The organism is Rhodoferax sp. AJA081-3 (assembly GCF_017798165.1).
Lineage (GTDB): Bacteria > Pseudomonadota > Gammaproteobacteria > Burkholderiales > Burkholderiaceae_C > Allorhodoferax.
Genome location: NZ_CP059068.1, coordinates 2,288,960 through 2,311,437 on the forward strand (window position 1 = coordinate 2,288,960; position 22,478 = coordinate 2,311,437).

Consider the following 22,478-nt stretch of genomic DNA (forward strand, 5'->3'; position numbering starts at 1 on the left):
CCTCACGCAGCTTAAAGTTAGCAACGCTGATTAAACTCTATAAATTGTTAAAGAACAGCCGATTGATCAAGAAATCTCGATCAACAACAAAGCAGCCTTTTTCAAAGCTACTTTGGTGTTGAAATCCTAAGTATTCAATAAGTCATTAAAAGATTGGTGGAGGTGACAGGACTCGAACCCGCTACCTACTGCTTGCAAAGCAGCCGCTCTCCCAGCTGAGCTACACCCCCAATTCCACAAGGAATTCCAAATTCTAGCCAGAAGGACATTGGACGACGATGGTGGGTCTGGTTGGTCTCGAACCAACGACCCCTGCGTTATCAACACAGTGCTCTAACCAACTGAGCTACAGACCCAAGCCGGTCACTTGTGACCAAGGCGCTAGCCATAGCCGTCAGCGACAACCTTCCAACAACCGATAAGTGTGAGCGTTCAAATTAGATTGCAGTTTCCAGAAAGGAGGTGATCCAGCCGCACCTTCCGATACGGCTACCTTGTTACGACTTCACCCCAGTCACGAACCCTGCCGTGGTAATCGCCCTCCTTGCGGTTAGGCTAACTACTTCTGGCAGAACCCGCTCCCATGGTGTGACGGGCGGTGTGTACAAGACCCGGGAACGTATTCACCGTGACATTCTGATCCACGATTACTAGCGATTCCGACTTCACGTAGTCGAGTTGCAGACTACGATCCGGACTACGACTGGCTTTGTGGGATTAGCTCCCCCTCGCGGGTTGGCAACCCTTTGTACCAGCCATTGTATGACGTGTGTAGCCCCACCTATAAGGGCCATGAGGACTTGACGTCATCCCCACCTTCCTCCGGTTTGTCACCGGCAGTCTCATTAGAGTGCCCAACTAAATGTAGCAACTAATGACAAGGGTTGCGCTCGTTGCGGGACTTAACCCAACATCTCACGACACGAGCTGACGACAGCCATGCAGCACCTGTGTTACGGTTCTCTTTCGAGCACTAAGCCATCTCTGGCGAATTCCGTACATGTCAAAGGTGGGTAAGGTTTTTCGCGTTGCATCGAATTAAACCACATCATCCACCGCTTGTGCGGGTCCCCGTCAATTCCTTTGAGTTTCAACCTTGCGGCCGTACTCCCCAGGCGGTCAACTTCACGCGTTAGCTTCGTTACTGAGTCAGTGAAGACCCAACAACCAGTTGACATCGTTTAGGGCGTGGACTACCAGGGTATCTAATCCTGTTTGCTCCCCACGCTTTCGTGCATGAGCGTCAGTACAGGTCCAGGGGATTGCCTTCGCCATCGGTGTTCCTCCGCATATCTACGCATTTCACTGCTACACGCGGAATTCCATCCCCCTCTACCGTACTCTAGCTATACAGTCACAAATGCAGGTCCCAGGTTGAGCCCGGGGATTTCACATCTGTCTTATATAACCGCCTGCGCACGCTTTACGCCCAGTAATTCCGATTAACGCTTGCACCCTACGTATTACCGCGGCTGCTGGCACGTAGTTAGCCGGTGCTTATTCTTACGGTACCGTCATTAGCCCCCTGTATTAAAAGAGACCGTTTCGTTCCGTACAAAAGCAGTTTACAACCCGAAGGCCTTCGTCCTGCACGCGGCATTGCTGGATCAGGCTTTCGCCCATTGTCCCAAAAATTCCCCACTGCTGCCTCCCGTAGGAGTCTGGACCGTGTCTCAGTTCCAGTGTGGCTGGTCGTCCTCTCAGACCAGCTACAGATCGTCGCCTTGGTGGGCTTTTACCCCACCAACTAGCTAATCTGATATCGGCCGCTCCAATCGCGCGAGGTCTTGCGATCCCCCGCTTTCATCCGTAGATCGTATGCGGTATTAGCGTAGCTTTCGCTACGTTATCCCCCACGACTGGGCACGTTCCGATATATTACTCACCCGTTCGCCACTCGCCACCAGGATTGCTCCCGTGCTGCCGTTCGACTTGCATGTGTAAGGCATGCCGCCAGCGTTCAATCTGAGCCAGGATCAAACTCTATAGTTCGATCTTGAATTTTTTGCTCTTTCGAGCAACTCATAAATTGGAATCGACACGAACTTCATTTCTGAATTTCATATCTTTTTTACTTCATGAGCGTTTGTAAGTCAGTTAAGACTTAGTTCCGAAGAACTTGGCAATCGCCTTCAAACGCCCACGCTTATCGGCTGTAAATTTTTAAGGAACCGAAGAGTTTTTTACTTTCTTCGTTTGCTTCGCTGTGATCAGCGAAGCCTTGAATTATGACACAGTTTTTAGACTCTTGTCAAAAAACTTTCGTTTTTATTAGTACTAACCCGTAGTTCTAATAAAAACGCCCAGTCGCTTGACTGGGCGTTTTCTATTTAATAGTCTGACGATGACCTACTTTCACACGGGAACCCGCACTATCATCGGCGCAGAAGCGTTTCACTGTCCTGTTCGGGATGGGAAGGAGTGGTACCACTTCGCTATGGTCGTCAGACATAACTGTTTGTCATCTTGATTTGGAATGAACCAGTCAAGACGACCAATTTATAGAGCTAATCAGCTTCATCGATTTAACGAACCTACGAGTAATTGCTTACTGGCAGGATTTTTGAATGCGTCAACTTGGCATAACTTCCTTGATCCATATGAGATACCTTGCGATATCGGATCAAAGTTATAGGGTCAAGCCGCACGAGCAATTAGTATCAGTTAGCTTAACGCATTACTGCGCTTCCACACCTGACCTATCAACGTCCTGGTCTTGAACGACTCTTTAGGGGGCTCAAGGCCCCGGCAGATCTCATCTTGAAACGAGTTTCCCGCTTAGATGCTTTCAGCGGTTATCTCTTCCACACTTAGCTACTCGGCAATGCCACTGGCGTGACAACCGATACACCAGAGGTGTGTCCACTCCGGTCCTCTCGTACTAGGAGCAGGCTTCCTCAAATCTGCAGCGCCCACGGAAGATAGGGACCAAACTGTCTCACGACGTTTTAAACCCAGCTCACGTACCTCTTTAAATGGCGAACAGCCATACCCCTTGGGACCGGCTACAGCCCCAGGATGAGATGAGCCGACATCGAGGTGCCAAACACCGCCGTCGATATGAACTCTTGGGCGGTATCAGCCTGTTATCCCCAGAGTACCTTTTATCCGTTGAGCGATGGCCCTTCCATACAGAACCACCGGATCACTATGTCCTGCTTTTGCATCTGCTCGACTTGTCAGTCTCGCAGTTAAGCACGCTTATGCCATTGCACTATCGTCACGATGTCCGACCGTAACTAGCGTACCTTCGAACTCCTCCGTTACGCTTTGGGAGGAGACCGCCCCAGTCAAACTGCCTACCATGCACTGTCCCCGATCCAGATAATGGACCTAGGTTAGAACCTCAAACACACCAGGGTGGTATTTCAACGTTGGCTCCATAAGATCTAGCGACCCTACTTCAAAGCCTCCCACCTATCCTACACAGATCTGTTCAAAGTCCAATACAAAGCTACAGTAAAGGTTCATGGGGTCTTTCCGTCTTTCCGCGGGGAGATTGCATCATCACAAACATTTCAACTTCGCTGAGTCTCAGGAGGAGACAGTGTGGCCATCGTTACGCCATTCGTGCAGGTCGGAACTTACCCGACAAGGAATTTCGCTACCTTAGGACCGTTATAGTTACGGCCGCCGTTTACTGGGACTTCAATCAAGAGCTTGCACCCCATCATTTAATCTTCCAGCACCGGGCAGGCGTCACACCCTATACGTCCACTTTCGTGTTTGCAGAGTGCTGTGTTTTTAATAAACAGTCGCAGCCACCGATTTTTTGCAACCTCATTGGGCTCCCCAAGTAAATGGTTCACCTACTAAAGGCACACCTTCTTCCGAAGTTACGGTGTCAATTTGCCGAGTTCCTTCTCCTGAGTTCTCTCAAGCGCCTTAGAATACTCATCTCGCGCACCAGTGTCGGTTTGCGGTACGGTCGTGTGTAGCTGAAGCTTAGTGGCTTTTCCTGGAAGCAGGGTATCACTCACTTCGTCTGCAAGCAGACTCGTTATCACCCCTCATCTAAGCCCGGCGGATTTACCTACCAGGCACGACTACAGGCTTGAACCAACATATCCAACAGTTGGCTGAGCTAACCTTCTCCGTCCCCACATCGCACTACACATCGGTACAGGAATATTGACCTGTTTCCCATCAGCTACGCATCTCTGCCTCGCCTTAGGGGCCGACTCACTCTACGCCGATGAACGTTGCGTAGAAAACCTTGCGCTTACGGCGAGGGGGCTTTTCACCCCCTTTAACGCTACTCATGTCAGCATTCGCACTTCTGATACCTCCAGCAGGGTTTACACCACCACCTTCACAGGCTTACAGAACGCTCTCCTACCACTTGCAATAAATTGCAAATCCGCAGCTTCGGTAACTGGCTTAGCCCCGTTACATCTTCCGCGCAGGACGACTCGATCAGTGAGCTATTACGCTTTCTTTAAATGATGGCTGCTTCTAAGCCAACATCCTGACTGTTTTAGCCTTCCCACTTCGTTTCCCACTTAGCCAATTTTAGGGACCTTAGCTGGCGGTCTGGGTTGTTTCCCTCTTGAGTCCGGACGTTAGCACCCGGTGCTCTGTCTCCCAGGCTGTACTCGACGGTATTCGGAGTTTGCATTGGTTTGGTAAGTCGCCATGACCCCCTAGCCAAAACAGTGCTCTACCCCCGTCGGTAATACCTGAGGCACTACCTAAATAGTTTTCGGAGAGAACCAGCTATTTCCAAGTTTGTTTAGCCTTTCACCCCTATCCACAGCTCATCCGCTAGTTTTGCAACACTAGTCGGTTCGGACCTCCAGTACCTGTTACGGCACCTTCATCCTGGCCATGGATAGATCACTTGGTTTCGGGTCTACACCCAGCGACTTGACGCCCTATTCGGACTCGATTTCTCTACGGCTTCCCTATTCGGTTAACCTTGCCACTGAATGTAAGTCGCTGACCCATTATACAAAAGGTACGCAGTCACCCCTTGCGAGGCTCCTACTTTTTGTAAGCACACGGTTTCAGGATCTATTTCACTCCCCTCCCGGGGTTCTTTTCGCCTTTCCCTCACGGTACTAGTTCACTATCGGTCAATGATGAGTATTTAGCCTTGGAGGATGGTCCCCCCATATTCAGACAGGATTTCTCGTGTCCCGCCCTACTTGTCGCAAGCTCAGTACCACACAGGTCATTTCACGTACGGGGCTATCACCCGCTATGGCCAGCATTTCCAGGCTGTTCCGTTATGTCTTGTGCTATCACTTGCAGGCTTCTCCGATTTCGCTCGCCACTACTTTCGGAATCTCGGTTGATGTCTTTTCCTCGAGCTACTGAGATGTTTCAGTTCACCCGGTTCGCCTCGCATACCTATGTATTCAGTATGCGATACCTTTGCAGGTGGGTTTCCCCATTCGGAAATCTCCGGATCAAAGCTAATTTGCCAGCTCCCCGAAGCTTATCGCAGGCTATCACGTCCTTCGTCGCCTATCATTGCCAAGGCATCCACCATGTGCTCTTATTCACTTGACCCTATAACTTTGATGTTTCTTGCGAAACTACATCGTTGTTTTCAAGGAATGTTTGATTGGTCTTTCACCAATCGCGTTATGCCGTAAATGACGCCACCTTTTACTTACGTAAAAAGCTCGTCCAATTTACTTTCGAATTTCAAACAAAGTTTGATATTCATTTTGACGCAATCAAAAATTGTTGCTAACAACTGAGTGAGGCACGGTCTGCACTAAACCTTTACGAATGTGCAGTTTCCTCACGCAGCTTAAAGTTAGCAACGCTGATTAAACTCTATAAATTGTTAAAGAACAGCCGATTGATCAAGAAATCTCGATCAACAACAAAGCAGCCTTTTTCAAAGCTACTTTGGTGTTGAAATCCTAAGTATTCAATAAGTCATTAAAAGATTGGTGGAGGTGACAGGACTCGAACCCGCTACCTACTGCTTGCAAAGCAGCCGCTCTCCCAGCTGAGCTACACCCCCAATTCCACAAGGAATTCCAAATTCTAGCCAGAAGGACATTGGACGACGATGGTGGGTCTGGTTGGTCTCGAACCAACGACCCCTGCGTTATCAACACAGTGCTCTAACCAACTGAGCTACAGACCCAAGCCGGTCACTTGTGACCAAGGCGCTAGCCATAGCCGTCAGCGACAACCTTCCAACAACCGATAAGTGTGAGCGTTCAAATTAGATTGCAGTTTCCAGAAAGGAGGTGATCCAGCCGCACCTTCCGATACGGCTACCTTGTTACGACTTCACCCCAGTCACGAACCCTGCCGTGGTAATCGCCCTCCTTGCGGTTAGGCTAACTACTTCTGGCAGAACCCGCTCCCATGGTGTGACGGGCGGTGTGTACAAGACCCGGGAACGTATTCACCGTGACATTCTGATCCACGATTACTAGCGATTCCGACTTCACGTAGTCGAGTTGCAGACTACGATCCGGACTACGACTGGCTTTGTGGGATTAGCTCCCCCTCGCGGGTTGGCAACCCTTTGTACCAGCCATTGTATGACGTGTGTAGCCCCACCTATAAGGGCCATGAGGACTTGACGTCATCCCCACCTTCCTCCGGTTTGTCACCGGCAGTCTCATTAGAGTGCCCAACTAAATGTAGCAACTAATGACAAGGGTTGCGCTCGTTGCGGGACTTAACCCAACATCTCACGACACGAGCTGACGACAGCCATGCAGCACCTGTGTTACGGTTCTCTTTCGAGCACTAAGCCATCTCTGGCGAATTCCGTACATGTCAAAGGTGGGTAAGGTTTTTCGCGTTGCATCGAATTAAACCACATCATCCACCGCTTGTGCGGGTCCCCGTCAATTCCTTTGAGTTTCAACCTTGCGGCCGTACTCCCCAGGCGGTCAACTTCACGCGTTAGCTTCGTTACTGAGTCAGTGAAGACCCAACAACCAGTTGACATCGTTTAGGGGCGTGGACTACCAGGGTATCTAATCCTGTTTGCTCCCCACGCTTTCGTGCATGAGCGTCAGTACAGGTCCAGGGGATTGCCTTCGCCATCGGTGTTCCTCCGCATATCTACGCATTTCACTGCTACACGCGGAATTCCATCCCCCTCTACCGTACTCTAGCTATACAGTCACAAATGCAGGTCCCAGGTTGAGCCCGGGGATTTCACATCTGTCTTATATAACCGCCTGCGCACGCTTTACGCCCAGTAATTCCGATTAACGCTTGCACCCTACGTATTACCGCGGCTGCTGGCACGTAGTTAGCCGGTGCTTATTCTTACGGTACCGTCATTAGCCCCCTGTATTAAAAGAGACCGTTTCGTTCCGTACAAAAGCAGTTTACAACCCGAAGGCCTTCGTCCTGCACGCGGCATTGCTGGATCAGGCTTTCGCCCATTGTCCAAAATTCCCCACTGCTGCCTCCCGTAGGAGTCTGGACCGTGTCTCAGTTCCAGTGTGGCTGGTCGTCCTCTCAGACCAGCTACAGATCGTCGCCTTGGTGGGCTTTTACCCCACCAACTAGCTAATCTGATATCGGCCGCTCCAATCGCGCGAGGTCTTGCGATCCCCGCTTTTCCGTCCGTAGATCGTATGCGGTAAGCGTAACTTTCGCTACGTTATCCCCACGACTGGGCACGTTCCGATATATTACTCACCCGTTCGCCACTCGCCACCAGGATTGCTCCCGTGCTGCCGTTCGACTTGCATGTGTAAGGCATGCCGCCAGCGTTCAATCTGAGCCAGGATCAAACTCTATAGTTCGATCTTGAATTTTTGCTCTTTCGAGCAACTCATAAAGTGGAATCGACACGAACTTCATTTCTGAATTTCATATCTTTTTACTTCGCAGGCGTTTGTAAGTCAGTTAAGACTTAGTTCCGAAGAACTTGGCAATCGCCTTCAAACGCCCACGCTTATCGGCTGTAAATTTTTAAGGAACCGAAGAGTTTTTTACTTTCTTCGTTTGCTTCGCTGTGATCAGCGAAGCCTTGAATTATGACACAGTTTTTAGACCTTCGTCAAACTTCTTTGAAACTTTTCACTACCTATCAATTTCGATAGAAGCTCATTCTTATTTCAGCGAAGCCTTCTATTATGGCACAGTTCCAGCGCGATTGGCCAACTGATCGAACAAGGCTTAGACACGGTACCGATCCGACGTACTTCCAAGTCTAGACAGGAGTGCCCCCGCGATGTCAAGTAAAGGCAATACCTCGTCCGCAGCCCCATGAAGAATAGCCTCTCTAGGCATTCCAAACACAATACAACTCGCCTCGTCCTGGACATAGTTATAGCTGCCCGCGTCCTTCATTTCCCTCATCGCCTTTGCCCCATCGCCGCCCATTCCGGTCAACATAATCCCAAACGCATTTCTACCCACAACACGCGCCGCAGACTTGAAAAGAACTTCGACAGATGGCTTATGGCGATTAACAGCTTCACCGTCTTCAACTACGCAAACATAATTTGCACCGCTCTTGTCTATTCGAAACTGCTTCCCGCCGGGAGCAATGTAGGCGTGACCGGGAAGAACCCGCCCACCATTGACGGCTTCCTGAACTGTTATCTGACAAAGTGTATTTAAGCGCGCGGCAAAACTGGTCGTAAATCCAGGCGGCATGTGTTGCGTGATGACGATGCCAGGCGAGTCCGCCGGCATACGCATCAAGATCTCCTTGATAGCTTCAGTCCCACCAGTAGACGCCCCAATACAAATCAGCTTCTCGGTTGAAACCCTACCCAATGAAATGGGCTCAGCGCGCTGAGCCCCGCCCGAGGCGTTCCCGCTTGCCGCCATGGACGACGGGTTCGGCAGCGACACTCGCCGAATATGCGCTGATGCCGCTATCCGAATTTTCTCAACGATTTGGCCAGCAAGTTCATTGATCCCATCTGCAAGGCCAATTCTCGGTTTTGCCACAAAATCGACCGCGCCAAGCTCCAACGCTCGCATGGTGACCTCCGCGCCGCGCTCGGTCAGAGTAGAGATCATCACCACCGGCATTGGTCGAAGCCGCATCAATCGCGAGAGGAAGTCGATACCATCCATTCTGGGCATCTCTATGTCTAAAGTGATGACATCCGGATTGAGGTCTCGAATCATTTCCCTGGCAATCAACGGGTCATTGGCGGCCCCGACACACTCCATATCTTTCTGGCGGTTGATGATCTCGGTCAACAGGCCACGCACCAGTGCGGAATCATCTACAACGACAACGCGAATCTTCTTCACGTGAATCTTTCAAAACAAATCAACCGAGCCGCCGGCGTTTGACTTCGCAACACTGGCAGCATTACCACGACGCTCTTCCACAGCCAAAGTTTCAGGATGTGAGTGCGCAAGTCTTTTGACCAACGCCTTTCCGGTTACGGGAAAGAAGCACACTTTGCGGGGATGAATATCGAGAACATCCTGAGACACTACCGGGATTCTTTCGGTAGACAGGTAGTCCAACACAAACTGTGTGTTGCGCTCCCCCACATTCATCGTGGTGAAACCAGCCATAACCTGTGCGCCGCCAAAAATCTTTGCCTGCATGGTTTCCCGTCTTGCGCCTAATTTAAACATCTCGTTAATCAGCAACTCCATTGCATACGATCCGTATCGACCGGAGCCCTCCCCGCCCTCTCCATCAGGCAGCATGAAATGATTCATGCCGCCCGTTCTGGCTTTTCCATCCCAAATGCAAGCAGCGATACAGGAGCCCAAAACCGTCATCACCACCAAATCTTCATTAGACACGTAATACTCTCCAGGCAAGACCTTCACCGCATCGTACTGAAAGTGGTGATCCGCATAGAAGAAAGAGGCCTCGCCAGGTTTGCGCGCCTGCGCCTTGAGATGGTCGATCCTTGACACGCGTCCATTTGCCAAAACCTTGGTCGCTGGCGAAGCACCCCCAACTGGTCGGCCAAACGACGACTCAACACTGTAATGCGGCAAATTCATGTAGACCTTGTTGTATGTAAAAACAGAACAGGCTCGCGCACCCTGATTCCTACAAATGTGATGCGCTATCGTCTTTCATAGACTGTCTTCCCCTTCAAGACAAACAGATCGCGCGAATCACTGAAATTTTCAGCGTGGCCGACAAATAACAAAGCACCAGGCTTCATGACTTTGTAAATTCGCTCCAGCACTTTTCTTTGCGTCTCAGCGTCAAAGTAGATCATGACATTTCTACAGAAAACGACGTCAAAGGCATCTTTAAACGGCCAATCATCCCGAATCAAATTGACTATCAAGAACTCAATGAGCCGACTCAATTCCGGCTTGACTCGCACCATGCCGTCGTTACCACCTTTCCCCCGCAAAAAAAACCGCTGCATCTTGCTCTGATCTATTCCTTTCATGCCGTCCAGTCGATAAACGCCTTGGGCCGCAGATGCCAGTACTTTGGAATCGATGTCACTGGCAGTCAGAGAAAACTTCGGATTTTGACCAAGGATGTCCATAGCCGTCATGACTATCGAATAAGGCTCTTCTCCTGTTGAAGCGGCACTGCACCATACCCGCCAATGAGTTCCTGCCGGCTTAGACTTCAGCAAGTCTGCAAAAATTTCGAAATGGTGGTGCTCCCGAAAAAAAGAGGTTAGATTGGTCGTCAAGGCATTGACAAACTCCTGCCACTCGGGGCTTTCGGCAGACTCTAACCAACCCAGATAGTCTCGAAAGCTCTGGTGACCAGTTTCCCGCAAGCGCCTCGACAACCTGCTATAGACCATCGCGTGCTTACCATCGTGAAGACTGATCCCCGCACGCTTGTAAATCATGGACTGCACGCGATCAAAATCTGCATTGGTCCACGCAAACTCACGTCCCTGCATTCCCGCCGAAGAGCTCACAATAACTCCCGTTTCAGAATAGTTCTCTAGCCACGCCGTTATGCGTCACCCGTCTGACTCCGCTGGAATCAAGAAAATCTGTTGTGCATCAATCAGATGCACCTACCAGTCCCATGTCCGGCGCAGACATCAGAAGTTCGATATCGAGCAAAATCAACATCCGATCACCCAACGACCCCAACCCCAACACCGCTGCGCTATCAATAACGCTATCGATGTCGGGCGCCGACTTCAGACTCTCTGGAGGCAATTCCATCACGTCACTGACTGAGTCAACAACGATTCCAACGATTCGATGCCTCAAATTCAAAATGATGACGACAGTAAAGGAGTTGTACTCCGCCTTTGAGCAACTGAACTTCAGTCGCATATCGACGATCGGCACAATCGTGCCTCTCAAATTCACAACACCTTTGATGAAATTTGGTGCATTCGCTACCCGAGTGGGCGGCTCATATCCTCTTATCTCTTGGACCTTGAGGATGTCAATGCCGTACTCTTCTTGATCCAGACGAAATGTGAGGTACTCTCGCGCTTCGGACGATGTCGGCTCTTCCAGTTTTTCCATCACACCCATATTGCACTCCTTATTCAATATGTTGGCATCAATGCCGAGATCGACGAACCAAGGCACCCGTATCAAGGATTAGAGCCACCTTGCCGTCACCGAGAATTGTTGCACCCGACACGTTTGGAACCTTACGGTAGTTGGACTCCAAGTTTTTAACCACGACTTGCTGCTGACCCAACAATTCATCCACAAGCAAGGCAACACGGCTTCCATCTGCCTCCACGACAACCATGATGTCGCAGGACTTTTCGAAGTCAAATCTGGGAATCTGGAAAATTTTCTCAAGCTCGATGACGGGCATGTACTCATCCCGAACCTTGACCAACTGAGAGCCTTGCCCAACCGTACTCACAGCGTCGGCTTTGACTTGGAAAGACTCCACTACCGACGAAAGGGGAAGAATGTACACCTCACCCCCCACACCCACGGACATTCCATCCATGATCGCCAGTGTCAACGGTAGGCGCACAGACACCTTCATGCCGTAACCTTCCGCTGAATCGATTTCAACCGTTCCGTTCAACGCGGCAATGTTCTTTTTTACAACATCCATTCCCACACCACGGCCGGAGACATCCGTAACGACCTCCGCAGTAGAGAATCCAGGTGCAAAAATCAGCTGCCACACCTCCGCATCTGACATCTGATCCGAAACGTCGAGCCCACGCTCCTTAGCCTTACTCAAAATTCTTTGACGGGACATACCCTTTCCATCGTCACGCACCTCAATGACGATGGATCCGCCCTGATGGGAAGCAGACAGTGTGATCGTGCCCGTTTCCGGCTTGCCCGCCGCCAAACGTTCAGCCGGAGACTCAACCCCATGGTCACAACTATTTCGCACCAAATGGGTCAATGGGTCAGTAATCTTCTCGACTAAGCCTTTGTCCAGCTCGGTAGCCTCACCCTGCGTAACAAAGTCCACCTTTTTACCCAGCTTAGTCGCAAGGTCACGCAACATCCTAGGAAAGCGGCTAAAAACAATGGACATCGGTATCATGCGAATCGACATGACCGACTCTTGCAAATCTCTGGTGTTGCGATCCAAATCAGCCAGACCAGATAACAACTGCTGGTAGACCGCCGGGTCTAACGCGCGACTATTCTGTGCCAGCATCGCTTGGGTGATTACCAATTCACCCACGAGGTTAATCAATTGATCGACTTTGCTGATGGCAACACGAATGGTTGCGGCCTCTGGCTGAGCGGCTGAGTTTGAGCCAGCGGGCTTGGCAGCGGCAGTTTTTGGCACAAGCGCCGTCGTTGTCGTTGTTGGAGCACCGGGGGCGCCATCGAAAAAGCCAAACCCAGGCAGCGGCGCCAATGGCGCGCCGGGCAGCGGGTCATCCACAATGCCCACAGCAACAGGCTCACTATCCACTACCTCAGATGTGGCTTCAACTGACTTAATCTGAATGTAGTCCCTTGATACATGGAATGCAAACAGATCCAGAAGGTCTTCATCCGTCGATCCCGTTTCAACCAGAAAAAGTCTCGTATTCTTTACATCCAATGGCAATGTAGAAATGCTGCCAAGCCCCGGAATATCCCGGAAAAGCTCTTGCACCGCATCGGCCTGCTCAAGTCTCTCCAGTGGCCCAATCCGTATTTCGAGCGTACGCGTTGACTTGGACTTCGCCTCAGATGCTGCCTTGGGTGGGCTAGCGATGGCGGGTGGCGGCTTCACCGCCACAGGCGCAGGGGCCGCAACGGGCGTGTTACCCGCAGCCAATTCACTGATGCGCCGAACCAGGTCACCAGTTGGCAGAACTTCGCCTTCACCGCCCGCCTGATGGCGCGCCAGCAAACTTCGTGAAGCATCTGCAGACTCCAGCAGAACATCCACCATTGCCGAATTAGGATGCAGTTCATGCCTACGCAACCGGTCCAGCAGCGACTCCATCTGGTGCGTCAACTCTGCAACATCGGCAAAACCAAATGTTGCCGCACCGCCTTTTACAGAATGGGCACACCGGAAAATGCCGTTCAACACTTCATCGTCCGCAGTTTCCAAATTCAGATTGAGAAGCATCTGCTCCATCAAATCCAGATTTTCACCAGCTTCCTCGAAAAAAATCTGATAGAACTGGGTTAGATCGAAGTCGCCGCCACCGCTGCTGTCCTGATGCGTCTCAGACATACCTATCTCCTGTTTGCTATTTATCCCACTGTCGCGTAGTCAGTCAGCGAATGACCTTCTTGATAACGTCCAAAAGTCGCGCTGGATCGAAAGGTTTTACCAACCAACCAGTTGCGCCAGCAGCACGGCCAGCCTGTTTCATGAGATCACTGGACTCTGTCGTTAGCATCAAAATAGGCGTAGTTTTGAACTGAGGATGGTCCCGTAGTTTCCTAGTCAAACCCAATCCATCTAGGCGCGGCATGTTTTGATCTGTCAAAACCAAGTCAAACGACTGCGATTGCGCCTTCTCATAGGCATCTTGACCATCAACCGCCTCCACCACTTGGTACCCTGCACCGGTCAAAGTAAAGGAGACCATCTTGCGCATGGAAGGTGAATCATCAACGGCGAGTATTAGAGGCATTTGTAACTCCGACTATTCAGTTTGGTGTAATAGGTATGTGGACTCAGAAGAGCTCAACAGAACCAGCGTCCATCTCGTCCTGCGTAACAGGATTGGGCCGTTCGGGAACCTCTTCAACAAAAGGCACAGCCTCGCCGTCTTCACCCCCCATGGATTCCGACGCCAACCGGTAGGCGCATCCCTGAAGGATTTTCGAAGTGTGAACGATAAGCTGCGACGCCATGTCCTGAAATTGCAGTTCCGTAACGGCAGCACGCAAAGTGCTGCGAACGTCGTCCAATTCCTTGGTGTTCATCAGTGCGGGTGTTGCCAAGTTGGCACTTGCACTGGTAAAGCGCTCCATGAGGTTTTCCATCGTGTGCGCGAGCAATCCGTCTAGCCTGGATAGGTCATGGACAACCACGAGCAGGGAATCTTGTACCTCCGCGACAAGCATGACGGGCATCTGAACCGCGGGAACAGTTGGTGTTGTCAATGTTGGTTGCATTGTCATAGGTCCTAAGTAACCACTCTCCACATAGGCTTCGCTCCGTTTCCTGAAACCGAGACATCACACGTTACTAGATTAGCAGGAAACAACCAGGTTTGGGAACTTTCGCTAGCGTTGCGTCACATAATACCTGCGCTATTGCCACTTGCTTGCTCTGGCATCAACCATCCATAATCAAGTAACAATGCCACGCTGAAAATGGACGCACAACATACCGCCGCGACGCTCAGCATATTGCATCTGGAAGACTCTGCCCAAGACCACCGGTTGGTCTGCAGGGTGTTGGATAAAGCAGGGTTCCAATATTCGATCAGTCGTGTCGAAACACTCGCGACTTTTACCGAGGCCGTGCTCTCAGGTGCGTATGCATTGATCCTCGCCGACTACCGTTTAGCCGGATTTACTGCTGTTGATGCATGGTCATCTTTGCCAGCCAACAGCCTCCGGCCCCCCTTCATATTGCTGTCAGGAGCAATCGGCGAGGCTGCAGCGGTTTCCGCCATACAGCTCGGCATTAGCGACTACCTGCACAAAGACAACTTGGCACAACTGGAACGCGTTATTTTGCGAGCGCTAGACGTCTACAGTGCCCACAAAGCCAAAGAAAAGGCCAGTCTGGAACTGGCAGTCTCCGAAAGGCGGCTTTCTGAGTTGACGGGGTATCTCCAAACTGCAATTGAGCGGGAGAGAGCGTCAATTTCACGTGAAATCCACGACGACATAGGGGGCTCACTTGCGGCTGCCAAGCTCGACCTGGCCTGGATTTCCCGACACGAGCCCGATCCCACAATACAGCCCCATCTGCAAGCCGCCACAGACATGATCCAACATGCCCTCGGGGCCAGTCAACGGATCATGATGAATCTGCGACCCTCGATTCTGGATCAGGGTCTTTTTGCCGCGGTTCAGTGGTTGGCGTCCAGTTTTGAGCGGAGGACCGGCATCAAAACCACATTGCGCGCAACCAATGAAGATCTGTGCCCAGAAAAGGCCGTTCAGCTGACCGCCTACCGCACAGCGCAAGAGGCGCTCACCAACATTTCCAAATATGCGAAATGCAACCAGGTTCAAATAGATATTTCGGACGCAGAGCAATTTTTGACGCTGGAGATCAGCGACAACGGAGTCGGCATCTCATCACAAGAGATGCAAAAGCCCGACGCGTTTGGGATCCGTGGGCTTCACGAACGTGCAAAAACCGTCGGTGGCTGGCTGGACATCAGCTCACGCCAAGGCTTTGGCACATCCGTGATTCTGTCGGTTCCACTCAACGCTGAGATGAATCAACTTACGGAAGCGCAATTCAAGTGATCAAAGTGATTCTGTGCGATGACCACGCCATGGTACGACGTGGTATCAAAGACACACTGGCAGACGCCAACGACATCACGGTAGTGGGCGAGGCGGGCGGCTACGCTGAGGTCAGAACTTTGATCCGAACAGAACCCTGTGATGTGCTCATCCTGGATCTGAACTTGCCCGGCCGCGGAGGATTGGAGGTTCTGGCAAGTTTGCGCGAGGACAACTCTCCCATCAAAGTATTGATTGTTTCCATGTTTGCCGAAGACCAGTACGCCATCCGTTGCCTGCGCGCTGGCGCAGACGGGTATCTGAACAAGGCCGGGGACCCCTCTGAACTGATCCCCGCCGTGCGTACTTTGGCCAAGGGCCGAAAATATGTCACCCCAGCAATATCCGAAATGCTTGTGGACAATTTAGCGTCGCCCAGCACAACGTCGCTGCATGCAACTCTCTCTGAGCGTGAACTGCAAACCTTGTTAAAGATTGCTTCTGGCAAACGCCTCTCGGACATTGCAGAGGAACTCATGCTCAGTCCAAAAACCGTCAGTGTGTACCGTGCACGCTTGCTGGAAAAGCTCAAACTTTCCAACAATGCCGAGCTGGCGGTTTACGCCATTCGCAATGAATTGGTCTAGCGTCAATTTCACTGCTTGCGAGAGAAGAGGTCTATCGAGCGCTCCAGAAGCACCATGAACGGTTGGTCCAGCATGGGCAAGGTGGCGGCAATGCCGATCAGGCCCACTACCAGCGTAATGGGGAAGCCAACCGCAAACACATTCATCTGAGGCGCCACCCTGGACACCACACCCAGAGCCAAATTTGCGAACATCAAGATGCCAACCATGGGCAGCGCAATCCACAGAGCGCTGGCAAACAAATCCGCGCCCAGATGCTGTAGTTTCATTTGCCCCAAGGTTTGCAGGAAATTCTGATCCACCGGAAAGCTGTAAAAACTCTGGGTAATCGCGAACAACACCATCAGATGACCATTGATTGCCAAAAACAGCAACGAGGTCATTTGGCCAAAAAAGCGTGCGACTGCGCTGGACTGTGCCCCAATCGTCGGGTCAAAGAACGCGGCAAAATTCAGCCCCATCTGAAATCCGACCACTTCCCCGGCTAACTCCACCGCGGAAAACACCACCCGCACGGCAAAACCTATGGCCAGCCCCACACCAACCTGTTGGACAACCACGGCGAGCGCGCCTGGGTCGTTGAAGCCGATAACCGGCATTTCGGGCAAACTGGCTTGCGCAGCCACTGCGACCAAAAATGCCAATGCAATTTTGGCGCGCACCGGAAATGCACGGGAGGAAAAAACAGGGGCCGTCGTAAAAACAGCCAATACGCGCAGAAATGGCCAGAATATGGGCGATATCCAGGCAGCCAGTTGCGCCTCTGTGATGGAGATCACAGCATCTCCCCCGTCAGACTACCGACCCTGGAATGGCCTCAATCGTGCGCCGAATGTACTCCACCAGCATGGTCAGCATCCACGGTCCCGCGATGGCAAACACAGCGATCACCGCCACGAGCTTGGGAACAAATGCCAATGTCGCTTCGTGGATTTGCGTAACCGCCTGGAACAGGCTTACCAGCAAGCCGACGACCAATGCGGTCCCTAAGACAGGGGCAGACACCATCAGCAACATCAACAAGGCATCTTGCCCCATCGTCAAAACCATTTGTGCATTCATAGTGCGGGCACCCCTCAGGTCACAAAGCTGGCGGCCAGTGAACCAATGAGCAGATTCCAGCCGTCGGCCAACACAAACAACATCAACTTGAACGGCAATGCCACCAACACGGGTGACAACATCATCATGCCCAGAGACATCAACACGCTCGCCACCACAATGTCGATCACCAGGAAGGGTATGAAGATCATGAAGCCAATCTGAAATGCAGACTTCAATTCACTAATGACAAAAGAGGGAACCAAAACCCGCATAGGGGCAGTATCTGCCTTTACTTCGGGTGGCAACTTCGCCAACTTGGCGAACAGGGCGAAGTCTGACTGCCGGGTCTGCTTCACCATGAAGCTACGAATAGGGGCTTCACCCCGCTCCAGAGCCTGCTCAAAGGTGATGGTATTTTTGGTCAGCGGCAGATAAGCGTCCGCATACACCCGGTCAAGGGTTGGTCCCATGACAAAGAAGGTCAAGAACAGCGACAGCCCTACGATCACCTGGTTGGGAGGCGAGGACTGTGTTCCCAAGGCCTGGCGCAACAGGGACAACACAATCACGATTCGCGTGAAGCCCGTCATCATCAACAACACGGCTGGCAAAAACGACAGTGCCGTAAAGAAAAGCAGTGTTTGAATGGGGACCGAAAAGCTCATATTGGAGCCGCCGGTTCCAACCAGCAAAGGCAACTGCCCAGCCGTTTGCGCAGCAACCGCCGCATGCAACGCCAACGCAGCTAGGCCCAACAACGACTTGCCCAAGAAAGCCATTCGACTCAAACAATGCTCCCAGGTTTAGGGACTTCAGGCTCAGACCCATCAACATCCACACAATGCAGGCAGGAGATGTTTTGTCCGGTGACCCCCAAGGTCAGCCATACACGTTTGCCCTCGGGTCCGACCTCCACGGTCACCACACGCTGGTGCGGCCCCACCGCCAGCGCTGAGACAAACCGCGATTGGCCACTGACGTCGGCGAAACGCCCGGGGACCCGTTGTTTAAGCCATTTCAACAGCACGGGCAAACACACCAACACGCCTAAAAAGGCTCCGATAAGGATCCAGGACTGCGTCATCACACCCCATCAACTCTTGCTGACCCGGCGCAGCCGCTCAGAAGGCGTCACCACGTCCGTCAAACGGATACCAAATTTGTCGTTCACCACCACCACCTCACCCTGGGCAATCAGATAACCGTTGACCAACACATCCATGGGTTCTCCAGCCAAGGCGTCCAGTTCAACAACCGACCCCTGTCCGAGCTGCAGAATGTGTTTGATAGGAACCTTGGTCCGGCCCAATTCCACAGAGAGCTGAACCGGGATGTCCAAAACCATGTTGATGTCATGCGACGGTACGTCCCCTCCCCCGCTGGGCATGGACGAAAAGGGTTTTGGCGCTTCACCGGCCAAAACGCCGCCCTGCCCATCACCGGCACCTGGCTCGGTCGCCTTTTGCTCCAGCAGCGCTTCCGCCCAGTCGGCCATGCCGTCATCGGCAGCCGGCTCTTCGGGTTTGTCTTCAGATGCCATTACTTTCTCCCAACCAGTTTTGGTCATTGCCCCGCAAGGCTTTGTCTATGCGAATGGCGTACTTTGCGTTGTGCGTGCCGTATTGGCACTCAAAAATCGGAACCCCATCCACCGAGGCCTGAATTTTTGGCTGCCGATCCAGCTCAATGAAATCGCCTTTTTTCATCGCCAGCAGTTGCTCTATGGTCGCGTCTGCACGCGCCAACTCCGCAACCAGGGTGATTTCCGCCGCCTGAATCTCCCGGGTCAGCAGATTAACCCACCGTCGGTCCACCTCGATCGAATCACCCTGCGTAGACGAGTAGAGCACATCCCGGATGGGCTCAAGCGTCGAATAAGGGAAGCAAAAGTGGATAGCGCCCGTGATGTCACCGATTTCAAGCTGAAACGACGTCGAAATCACGATTTCGCTAGGCGTTGCGATATTGGCAAACTGGGGCTGCATCTCGGAGCGCTGGTAATCCAGCTCCAGCGGGTAGATGCCCTTCCAAGCCTTTTTGTACTCCGCAGTGATGACGTCTACCAGGCGGTTGATGACACGCTGCTCGGTTGCGGAGAAATCCCGCCCTTCAATGCGGGTCTGAAACTTGCCGATGCCTCCATACAGGGTGTCGATGACACCAAACACCAGCGCCGGCTCGCAGACGATCAGGCCGCTGCCGCGCAAGGGCCGGATGGCCACGATATTGAAGTTGGTGGGGACCGCCAGCTCCCGCAGGAAAGCGCTATAGCGTTGTACCGTGACCGGTCCGACCGAAATTTCCGGGCTACGGCGGATGAAATTAAACAGACCAACCCGCAAGTTGCGGGTAAACCGCTCATTAACGATCTCCATCGTGGGCATGCGCCCACGCACGATCCGCTCTTGGCTGGAAATGTTGTAGGTGCGGACTTCGCCATGCTCGGCCGCCTCTTCGACCGTCTTTTGGCTCTCGCCGGTAACCCCTTCGAGAAGGGCATCTACCTCTTCCTGGGAAAGAAACGATTCACTCATATATAGATACCTGCGAAACCGCTACTGGACAATAAAGCTGGAGAACAGCACACCCACCACCGGGTAATCGGGCTGACGCGCTTTGGCTTTGGGCTTCTTTTTCTTCGCTTTGGCGCTATCTGCGGGCTCGGCGTCCTCCTCTTCGTCATCACCACCACCAAACGGTCGCGAGGTCTCACGCAGAATGTCCTTGGCCAGCTTCTGTTTGCCGTCCTGCGTCAAAAGCTCCTCGGCTGTTCTCTGGGAAATGAGCATCAGCACGCCGCTGCGTATGGTTGGCAAAAACGCCTTGACCTTGTCCACCGAGGCAACGTCGCTTACCTCCAACGTAATACCAACCTGTGCCACACGCTCACCACCAGGATCCGCCAAATTGACAACCATGCTGTCCAGCGGCAAATAGGCTGGAGGGGCCTTTGGTGAAGAAGAGTGCGCTGCTGACTTTGCCGGGCTGGCCTCTTCACCTTCTTCCGCTGCTGCTGCAGCCGCACGCTGCTTACTGATGTAGAAAAAAGCTCCGCCACCGCCCAATGCCAGCACCAAAACTGCCGCAACAATAATGATCAGCAGTTTTTTGCTTTTGGCGGGAGCTTTGCCGGAATCTCCGGCATCTCCTGCATCAGGTTTCGTAGCCACATGTGCTCCTTTTATTCGAAGTGGGGGTGTTTTTCATGAAACCGGTTCGTTTCACCCTGGTAGCAATGGTGACACATTCCTGGGTCCTAAACAAAAAGGTCCAAGGCCCCACCCGTTGAGCGTCGGGATCCGGCCACACTTTCCGTACGCGAGGGTTCTACAGATGCCACGCCCGCCTGGCGAGCGCCTTGGCGCGATTTGCGCTCCTGGCCACCGGCATCGCCAGCACCGGCCGTTCCCACGGAGACACCGGTCAGCACCACGCCTTCGCGTTGCAGCATGTCCTTCAGGTGTTCGCTGGCATTTTCCAACGCCGCCCGCGCATGTAACTCGTCAGACCGGAAGGCAATATGGGCTTCATTGCCCTGCATGCGGATACTGACCTCCACCGGCAGTTCGCCCATCCCGTCCAACTTCATTTCCGCGTTCTGCACGTCGTTGGAAATCCAGTAGGCCACCTTCTCCGCCACATACGTCTCCATCGAGGTAACTGGCGCCGGTGCATTGGCAAATGACCCGGTGGTTGCCGACGGTGCATAAGTCTGTACGGGTGACGCTGTGTCCGTAGCGGTGGATCGGAAAACCGACCGCTCACGAACCGGATCCTCCCTGCGACTGGACGCGCCAGCCACGGCCGCCGTCAGCGCAGCGGCCGTTGGGCTCAACGGCGCATCGGCGATTTTTTGCAAGACCTGTGTCTGCTGGCGGGACTCCGCCGCAACCGTGTTACCGGTTGGAGCGGGTTCGGCCAGCGCCGCCTGTGCGGCCGCCAATCGCTCGGCCACTTCCTTGTGCGCCTTACCCACTTTGCCTGCCAGTTCCGAAACCATTTCACCCAAGGCAGCATGGGCAAGCGCAGTGCCTTCCGGCTTTTCAGCGCCCATCAAAGGCTTGCCAGCAACCGGCGGGCTGATTGCGCCCGGGTTCGCGGCTTTGGGTTGGGACTGTTCCGGGCTTGCCGCCGCTGCGGCATTCCACTGCGCCGCCTGCGCGAGCAGTGCCGTGGTATCCACTGGCAACTCGGGCTGCCAAGGCACGTCAACCGGCGGTGGCAGGACACCCGGGTCCAGAACAACCTCTTCACCCTGCAACAACTTTGCAAGATCGGCCTCTGCAACGGCGACGCCCAATCCGATGGCTGGATCTGCCAAGTCGGCGGCCTCTGTATTCGCAGTGACGCCCTTCAGCGCCGCCGCTGCACGCTGCAGCGCGGCCAACGCGACAGCGCCGGGGTCTTTGGCCGAAAGCGGGAGATCTGCCACCGTGGGGACTGCCAGATCGGATGTATCCAAGGACGCCAAAATAGCCATGAAGCCGCCTGGGCCACCACCCCCTTGGCCATGGGCGTCGCCGGTTTTTCCTTTGCCATGTTTGGATTCGGTTGCCGCCGGTCGCGACGTGTTTTGTGCGGACGCTGTTTCAATTGTCATGTTTCTCTCCACTCATTGGCAGTGCCCGGTTGCGGGCGTGCTGCATGGCTGCAAATTCGTCGGTGTGGCGCTGCTGGCGCTGCCGCTGGGTGCGCAGCAAGGCCGTTTGCCGCACCTTCAGGATCTGGTTCAGGCCCAACAGGCGAACCTCGGCCTGCAACAGTTTGGCCTTGGCCTGTTCCAGCTGTCCGGCTGATTGGGTCAAAACGCCGGACTGCATGGCGATGGCTTGTTGCAGGCGGTCCATGAACTGGTACTGGTGCCGCATCAGCTCCACGGATACCCCCTGCGTCGCCTTCCCGGTCCAGCGGGTATCTGTGTCCGCGGCATAGTTTTCCAGCTGCGCCATCTGAGAGCGCGCAAAGTCCAGGTTGCGTTCTACCCGTGCTGCCGCCTTGGCCAAGGCATCGCGGTTGAGCGTGGCATGTTCTATGGCCAACAGAATGCTTTTTATTCCGGACATGGCC

At 53.0% G+C, this 22,478-nt stretch carries 18 protein-coding genes, 4 tRNA genes and 4 rRNA genes; 2 read left to right on the forward strand and 24 right to left on the reverse strand.

Annotated features, from left to right (window positions below; translation table 11 throughout):
* Nucleotides 1-154 precede the first annotated feature (154 nt).
* From HZ993_RS10680 to HZ993_RS10750, 15 genes are all read right to left on the reverse strand, one after another.
* Nucleotides 155-230, reverse strand: a tRNA-Ala gene (locus HZ993_RS10680).
* A gap of 49 nt (nucleotides 231-279) precedes the next feature.
* Nucleotides 280-356 (reverse strand) — tRNA-Ile (locus HZ993_RS10685).
* A 99-nt stretch (nucleotides 357-455) separates the two neighbouring features.
* A 16S ribosomal RNA gene (locus HZ993_RS10690) occupies nucleotides 456-1,992 on the reverse strand.
* 344 nt (nucleotides 1,993-2,336) lie between these two features.
* Nucleotides 2,337-2,449, reverse strand: a 5S ribosomal RNA gene (gene rrf, locus HZ993_RS10695).
* A 184-nt stretch (nucleotides 2,450-2,633) separates the two neighbouring features.
* Nucleotides 2,634-5,514: ribosomal RNA gene (locus tag HZ993_RS10700) — 23S ribosomal RNA — on the reverse strand.
* A gap of 390 nt (nucleotides 5,515-5,904) precedes the next feature.
* Nucleotides 5,905-5,980: transfer RNA gene (locus HZ993_RS10705), tRNA-Ala, on the reverse strand.
* A 49-nt stretch (nucleotides 5,981-6,029) separates the two neighbouring features.
* Nucleotides 6,030-6,106: transfer RNA gene (locus HZ993_RS10710), tRNA-Ile, on the reverse strand.
* 99 nt (nucleotides 6,107-6,205) lie between these two features.
* Nucleotides 6,206-7,739 (reverse strand): 16S ribosomal RNA (locus HZ993_RS10715).
* Together the 16S, 23S and 5S rRNA genes with 4 tRNA genes alongside form the textbook arrangement of a ribosomal RNA operon.
* Nucleotides 7,740-8,115: 376 nt before the next feature.
* Complete coding sequence (locus HZ993_RS10720; RefSeq protein ID WP_209397789.1) at nucleotides 8,116-9,210, reverse strand: chemotaxis response regulator protein-glutamate methylesterase; 1,095 nt, start codon at nucleotides 9,208-9,210, stop codon at nucleotides 8,116-8,118.
* 9 nt (nucleotides 9,211-9,219) lie between these two features.
* Nucleotides 9,220-9,927 (reverse strand): chemoreceptor glutamine deamidase CheD, encoded by a 708-nt coding sequence (gene cheD, locus HZ993_RS10725; protein ID WP_209397791.1) that lies wholly within the window; start codon nucleotides 9,925-9,927, stop codon nucleotides 9,220-9,222.
* Nucleotides 9,928-9,992: 65 nt separating this feature from the next.
* Nucleotides 9,993-10,805 carry a CheR family methyltransferase gene (locus tag HZ993_RS10730; protein ID WP_209398409.1) on the reverse strand — a complete coding sequence of 271 codons (813 nt, stop codon included), beginning with the start codon at nucleotides 10,803-10,805 and terminating at the stop codon, nucleotides 9,993-9,995.
* A gap of 106 nt (nucleotides 10,806-10,911) precedes the next feature.
* Complete coding sequence (locus HZ993_RS10735) at nucleotides 10,912-11,400, reverse strand: chemotaxis protein CheW (protein WP_209397793.1); 489 nt, start codon at nucleotides 11,398-11,400, stop codon at nucleotides 10,912-10,914.
* Nucleotides 11,401-11,428: 28 nt separating this feature from the next.
* The gene (locus tag HZ993_RS10740; RefSeq protein WP_209397795.1) at nucleotides 11,429-13,534 is read right to left on the reverse strand and encodes a chemotaxis protein CheW; all 2,106 of its coding nucleotides are present in this window, start codon (nucleotides 13,532-13,534) and stop codon (nucleotides 11,429-11,431) included.
* A gap of 43 nt (nucleotides 13,535-13,577) precedes the next feature.
* Nucleotides 13,578-13,940, reverse strand: coding sequence for a response regulator (locus HZ993_RS10745; protein ID WP_209397797.1), 363 nt, complete (start codon nucleotides 13,938-13,940; stop codon nucleotides 13,578-13,580).
* A 43-nt stretch (nucleotides 13,941-13,983) separates the two neighbouring features.
* Entirely contained in the window at nucleotides 13,984-14,427 is a 444-nt protein-coding gene (locus HZ993_RS10750) for a hypothetical protein (protein ID WP_209398410.1), read from the reverse strand.
* Nucleotides 14,428-14,628: 201 nt separating this feature from the next.
* Between HZ993_RS10750 and HZ993_RS10755 the strand changes: the two genes are divergently transcribed.
* Both HZ993_RS10755 and HZ993_RS10760 read left to right on the forward strand, forming a co-directional pair.
* Nucleotides 14,629-15,741: a histidine kinase gene (locus HZ993_RS10755; RefSeq protein ID WP_209397799.1), complete on the forward strand. Its 1,113-nt coding sequence runs from the start codon at nucleotides 14,629-14,631 to the stop codon at nucleotides 15,739-15,741.
* Nucleotides 15,738-16,367 (forward strand): response regulator transcription factor, encoded by a 630-nt coding sequence (locus tag HZ993_RS10760; protein ID WP_209397801.1) that lies wholly within the window; start codon nucleotides 15,738-15,740, stop codon nucleotides 16,365-16,367. The genes HZ993_RS10755 and HZ993_RS10760 overlap by 4 nt, the downstream gene beginning before the upstream one ends.
* An 8-nt stretch (nucleotides 16,368-16,375) precedes the next feature.
* Here the strand turns inward: HZ993_RS10760 and fliR are convergent, their stop codons facing one another.
* The 9 genes from fliR to HZ993_RS10805 all read right to left on the reverse strand — a co-directional run bounded on the left by fliR (nucleotide 16,376) and on the right by HZ993_RS10805 (nucleotide 22,474).
* Nucleotides 16,376-17,146: a flagellar biosynthetic protein FliR gene (gene fliR, locus HZ993_RS10765; RefSeq protein WP_209397803.1), complete on the reverse strand. Its 771-nt coding sequence runs from the start codon at nucleotides 17,144-17,146 to the stop codon at nucleotides 16,376-16,378.
* 13 nt (nucleotides 17,147-17,159) lie between these two features.
* Nucleotides 17,160-17,429: a flagellar biosynthesis protein FliQ gene (fliQ, locus tag HZ993_RS10770; protein ID WP_209397805.1), complete on the reverse strand. Its 270-nt coding sequence runs from the start codon at nucleotides 17,427-17,429 to the stop codon at nucleotides 17,160-17,162.
* Between the two features lie 14 nt (nucleotides 17,430-17,443).
* Entirely contained in the window at nucleotides 17,444-18,190 is a 747-nt protein-coding gene (fliP, locus tag HZ993_RS10775) for a flagellar type III secretion system pore protein FliP (protein WP_209398412.1), read from the reverse strand.
* 5 nt (nucleotides 18,191-18,195) lie between these two features.
* A complete protein-coding gene (locus HZ993_RS24960) occupies nucleotides 18,196-18,495 on the reverse strand; it encodes a flagellar biosynthetic protein FliO (RefSeq protein WP_209397807.1) in 300 nt (99 codons plus the stop codon).
* Between the two features lie 9 nt (nucleotides 18,496-18,504).
* The gene (gene fliN / locus HZ993_RS10785; protein WP_209397809.1) at nucleotides 18,505-18,951 is read right to left on the reverse strand and encodes a flagellar motor switch protein FliN; all 447 of its coding nucleotides are present in this window, start codon (nucleotides 18,949-18,951) and stop codon (nucleotides 18,505-18,507) included.
* The gene (gene fliM, locus HZ993_RS10790; protein WP_209397810.1) at nucleotides 18,941-19,945 is read right to left on the reverse strand and encodes a flagellar motor switch protein FliM; all 1,005 of its coding nucleotides are present in this window, start codon (nucleotides 19,943-19,945) and stop codon (nucleotides 18,941-18,943) included. Before fliM ends, fliN begins: the two co-directional genes overlap by 11 nt.
* Nucleotides 19,946-19,966: 21 nt before the next feature.
* Nucleotides 19,967-20,581, reverse strand: a complete 615-nt coding sequence (gene fliL, locus HZ993_RS10795; protein ID WP_209397811.1) for a flagellar basal body-associated protein FliL — start codon at nucleotides 20,579-20,581, stop codon at nucleotides 19,967-19,969.
* An 86-nt stretch (nucleotides 20,582-20,667) separates the two neighbouring features.
* Nucleotides 20,668-22,011: a flagellar hook-length control protein FliK gene (locus HZ993_RS24395; protein WP_245213906.1), complete on the reverse strand. Its 1,344-nt coding sequence runs from the start codon at nucleotides 22,009-22,011 to the stop codon at nucleotides 20,668-20,670.
* A complete protein-coding gene (locus HZ993_RS10805; protein ID WP_209397812.1) occupies nucleotides 22,001-22,474 on the reverse strand; it encodes a flagellar export protein FliJ in 474 nt (157 codons plus the stop codon). Before HZ993_RS10805 ends, HZ993_RS24395 begins: the two co-directional genes overlap by 11 nt.
* Between the last annotated feature and the right edge of the window lie 4 nt (nucleotides 22,475-22,478).

Excerpts from the sequence above, each read along its gene's own strand:
- cheD (WP_209397791.1), bottom strand. The coding sequence starts at position 9,927 with ATGAATTTGCCGCATTACAGTGTTGAGTCGTCGTTTGGCCGACCAGTT.
- HZ993_RS10730 (WP_209398409.1), bottom strand. The coding sequence starts at position 10,805 with ATGCAGGGACGTGAGTTTGCGTGGACCAATGCAGATTTTGATCGCGTG.
- HZ993_RS10735 (WP_209397793.1), bottom strand. The coding sequence starts at position 11,400 with ATGGGTGTGATGGAAAAACTGGAAGAGCCGACATCGTCCGAAGCGCGA.
- HZ993_RS10740 (WP_209397795.1), bottom strand. The coding sequence starts at position 13,534 with ATGTCTGAGACGCATCAGGACAGCAGCGGTGGCGGCGACTTCGATCTA.
- HZ993_RS10745 (WP_209397797.1), bottom strand. The coding sequence starts at position 13,940 with ATGCCTCTAATACTCGCCGTTGATGATTCACCTTCCATGCGCAAGATG.
- HZ993_RS10750 (WP_209398410.1), bottom strand. The coding sequence starts at position 14,427 with ATGCAACCAACATTGACAACACCAACTGTTCCCGCGGTTCAGATGCCC.
- HZ993_RS10755 (WP_209397799.1), top strand. The coding sequence starts at position 14,629 with ATGGACGCACAACATACCGCCGCGACGCTCAGCATATTGCATCTGGAA.
- fliQ (WP_209397805.1), bottom strand. The coding sequence starts at position 17,429 with ATGAATGCACAAATGGTTTTGACGATGGGGCAAGATGCCTTGTTGATG.
- fliP (WP_209398412.1), bottom strand. The coding sequence starts at position 18,190 with ATGGCTTTCTTGGGCAAGTCGTTGTTGGGCCTAGCTGCGTTGGCGTTG.
- HZ993_RS24960 (WP_209397807.1), bottom strand. The coding sequence starts at position 18,495 with ATGACGCAGTCCTGGATCCTTATCGGAGCCTTTTTAGGCGTGTTGGTG.
- fliN (WP_209397809.1), bottom strand. The coding sequence starts at position 18,951 with ATGGCATCTGAAGACAAACCCGAAGAGCCGGCTGCCGATGACGGCATG.
- fliM (WP_209397810.1), bottom strand. The coding sequence starts at position 19,945 with ATGAGTGAATCGTTTCTTTCCCAGGAAGAGGTAGATGCCCTTCTCGAA.
- HZ993_RS24395 (WP_245213906.1), bottom strand. The coding sequence starts at position 22,011 with ATGACAATTGAAACAGCGTCCGCACAAAACACGTCGCGACCGGCGGCA.
- HZ993_RS10805 (WP_209397812.1), bottom strand. The coding sequence starts at position 22,474 with ATGTCCGGAATAAAAAGCATTCTGTTGGCCATAGAACATGCCACGCTC.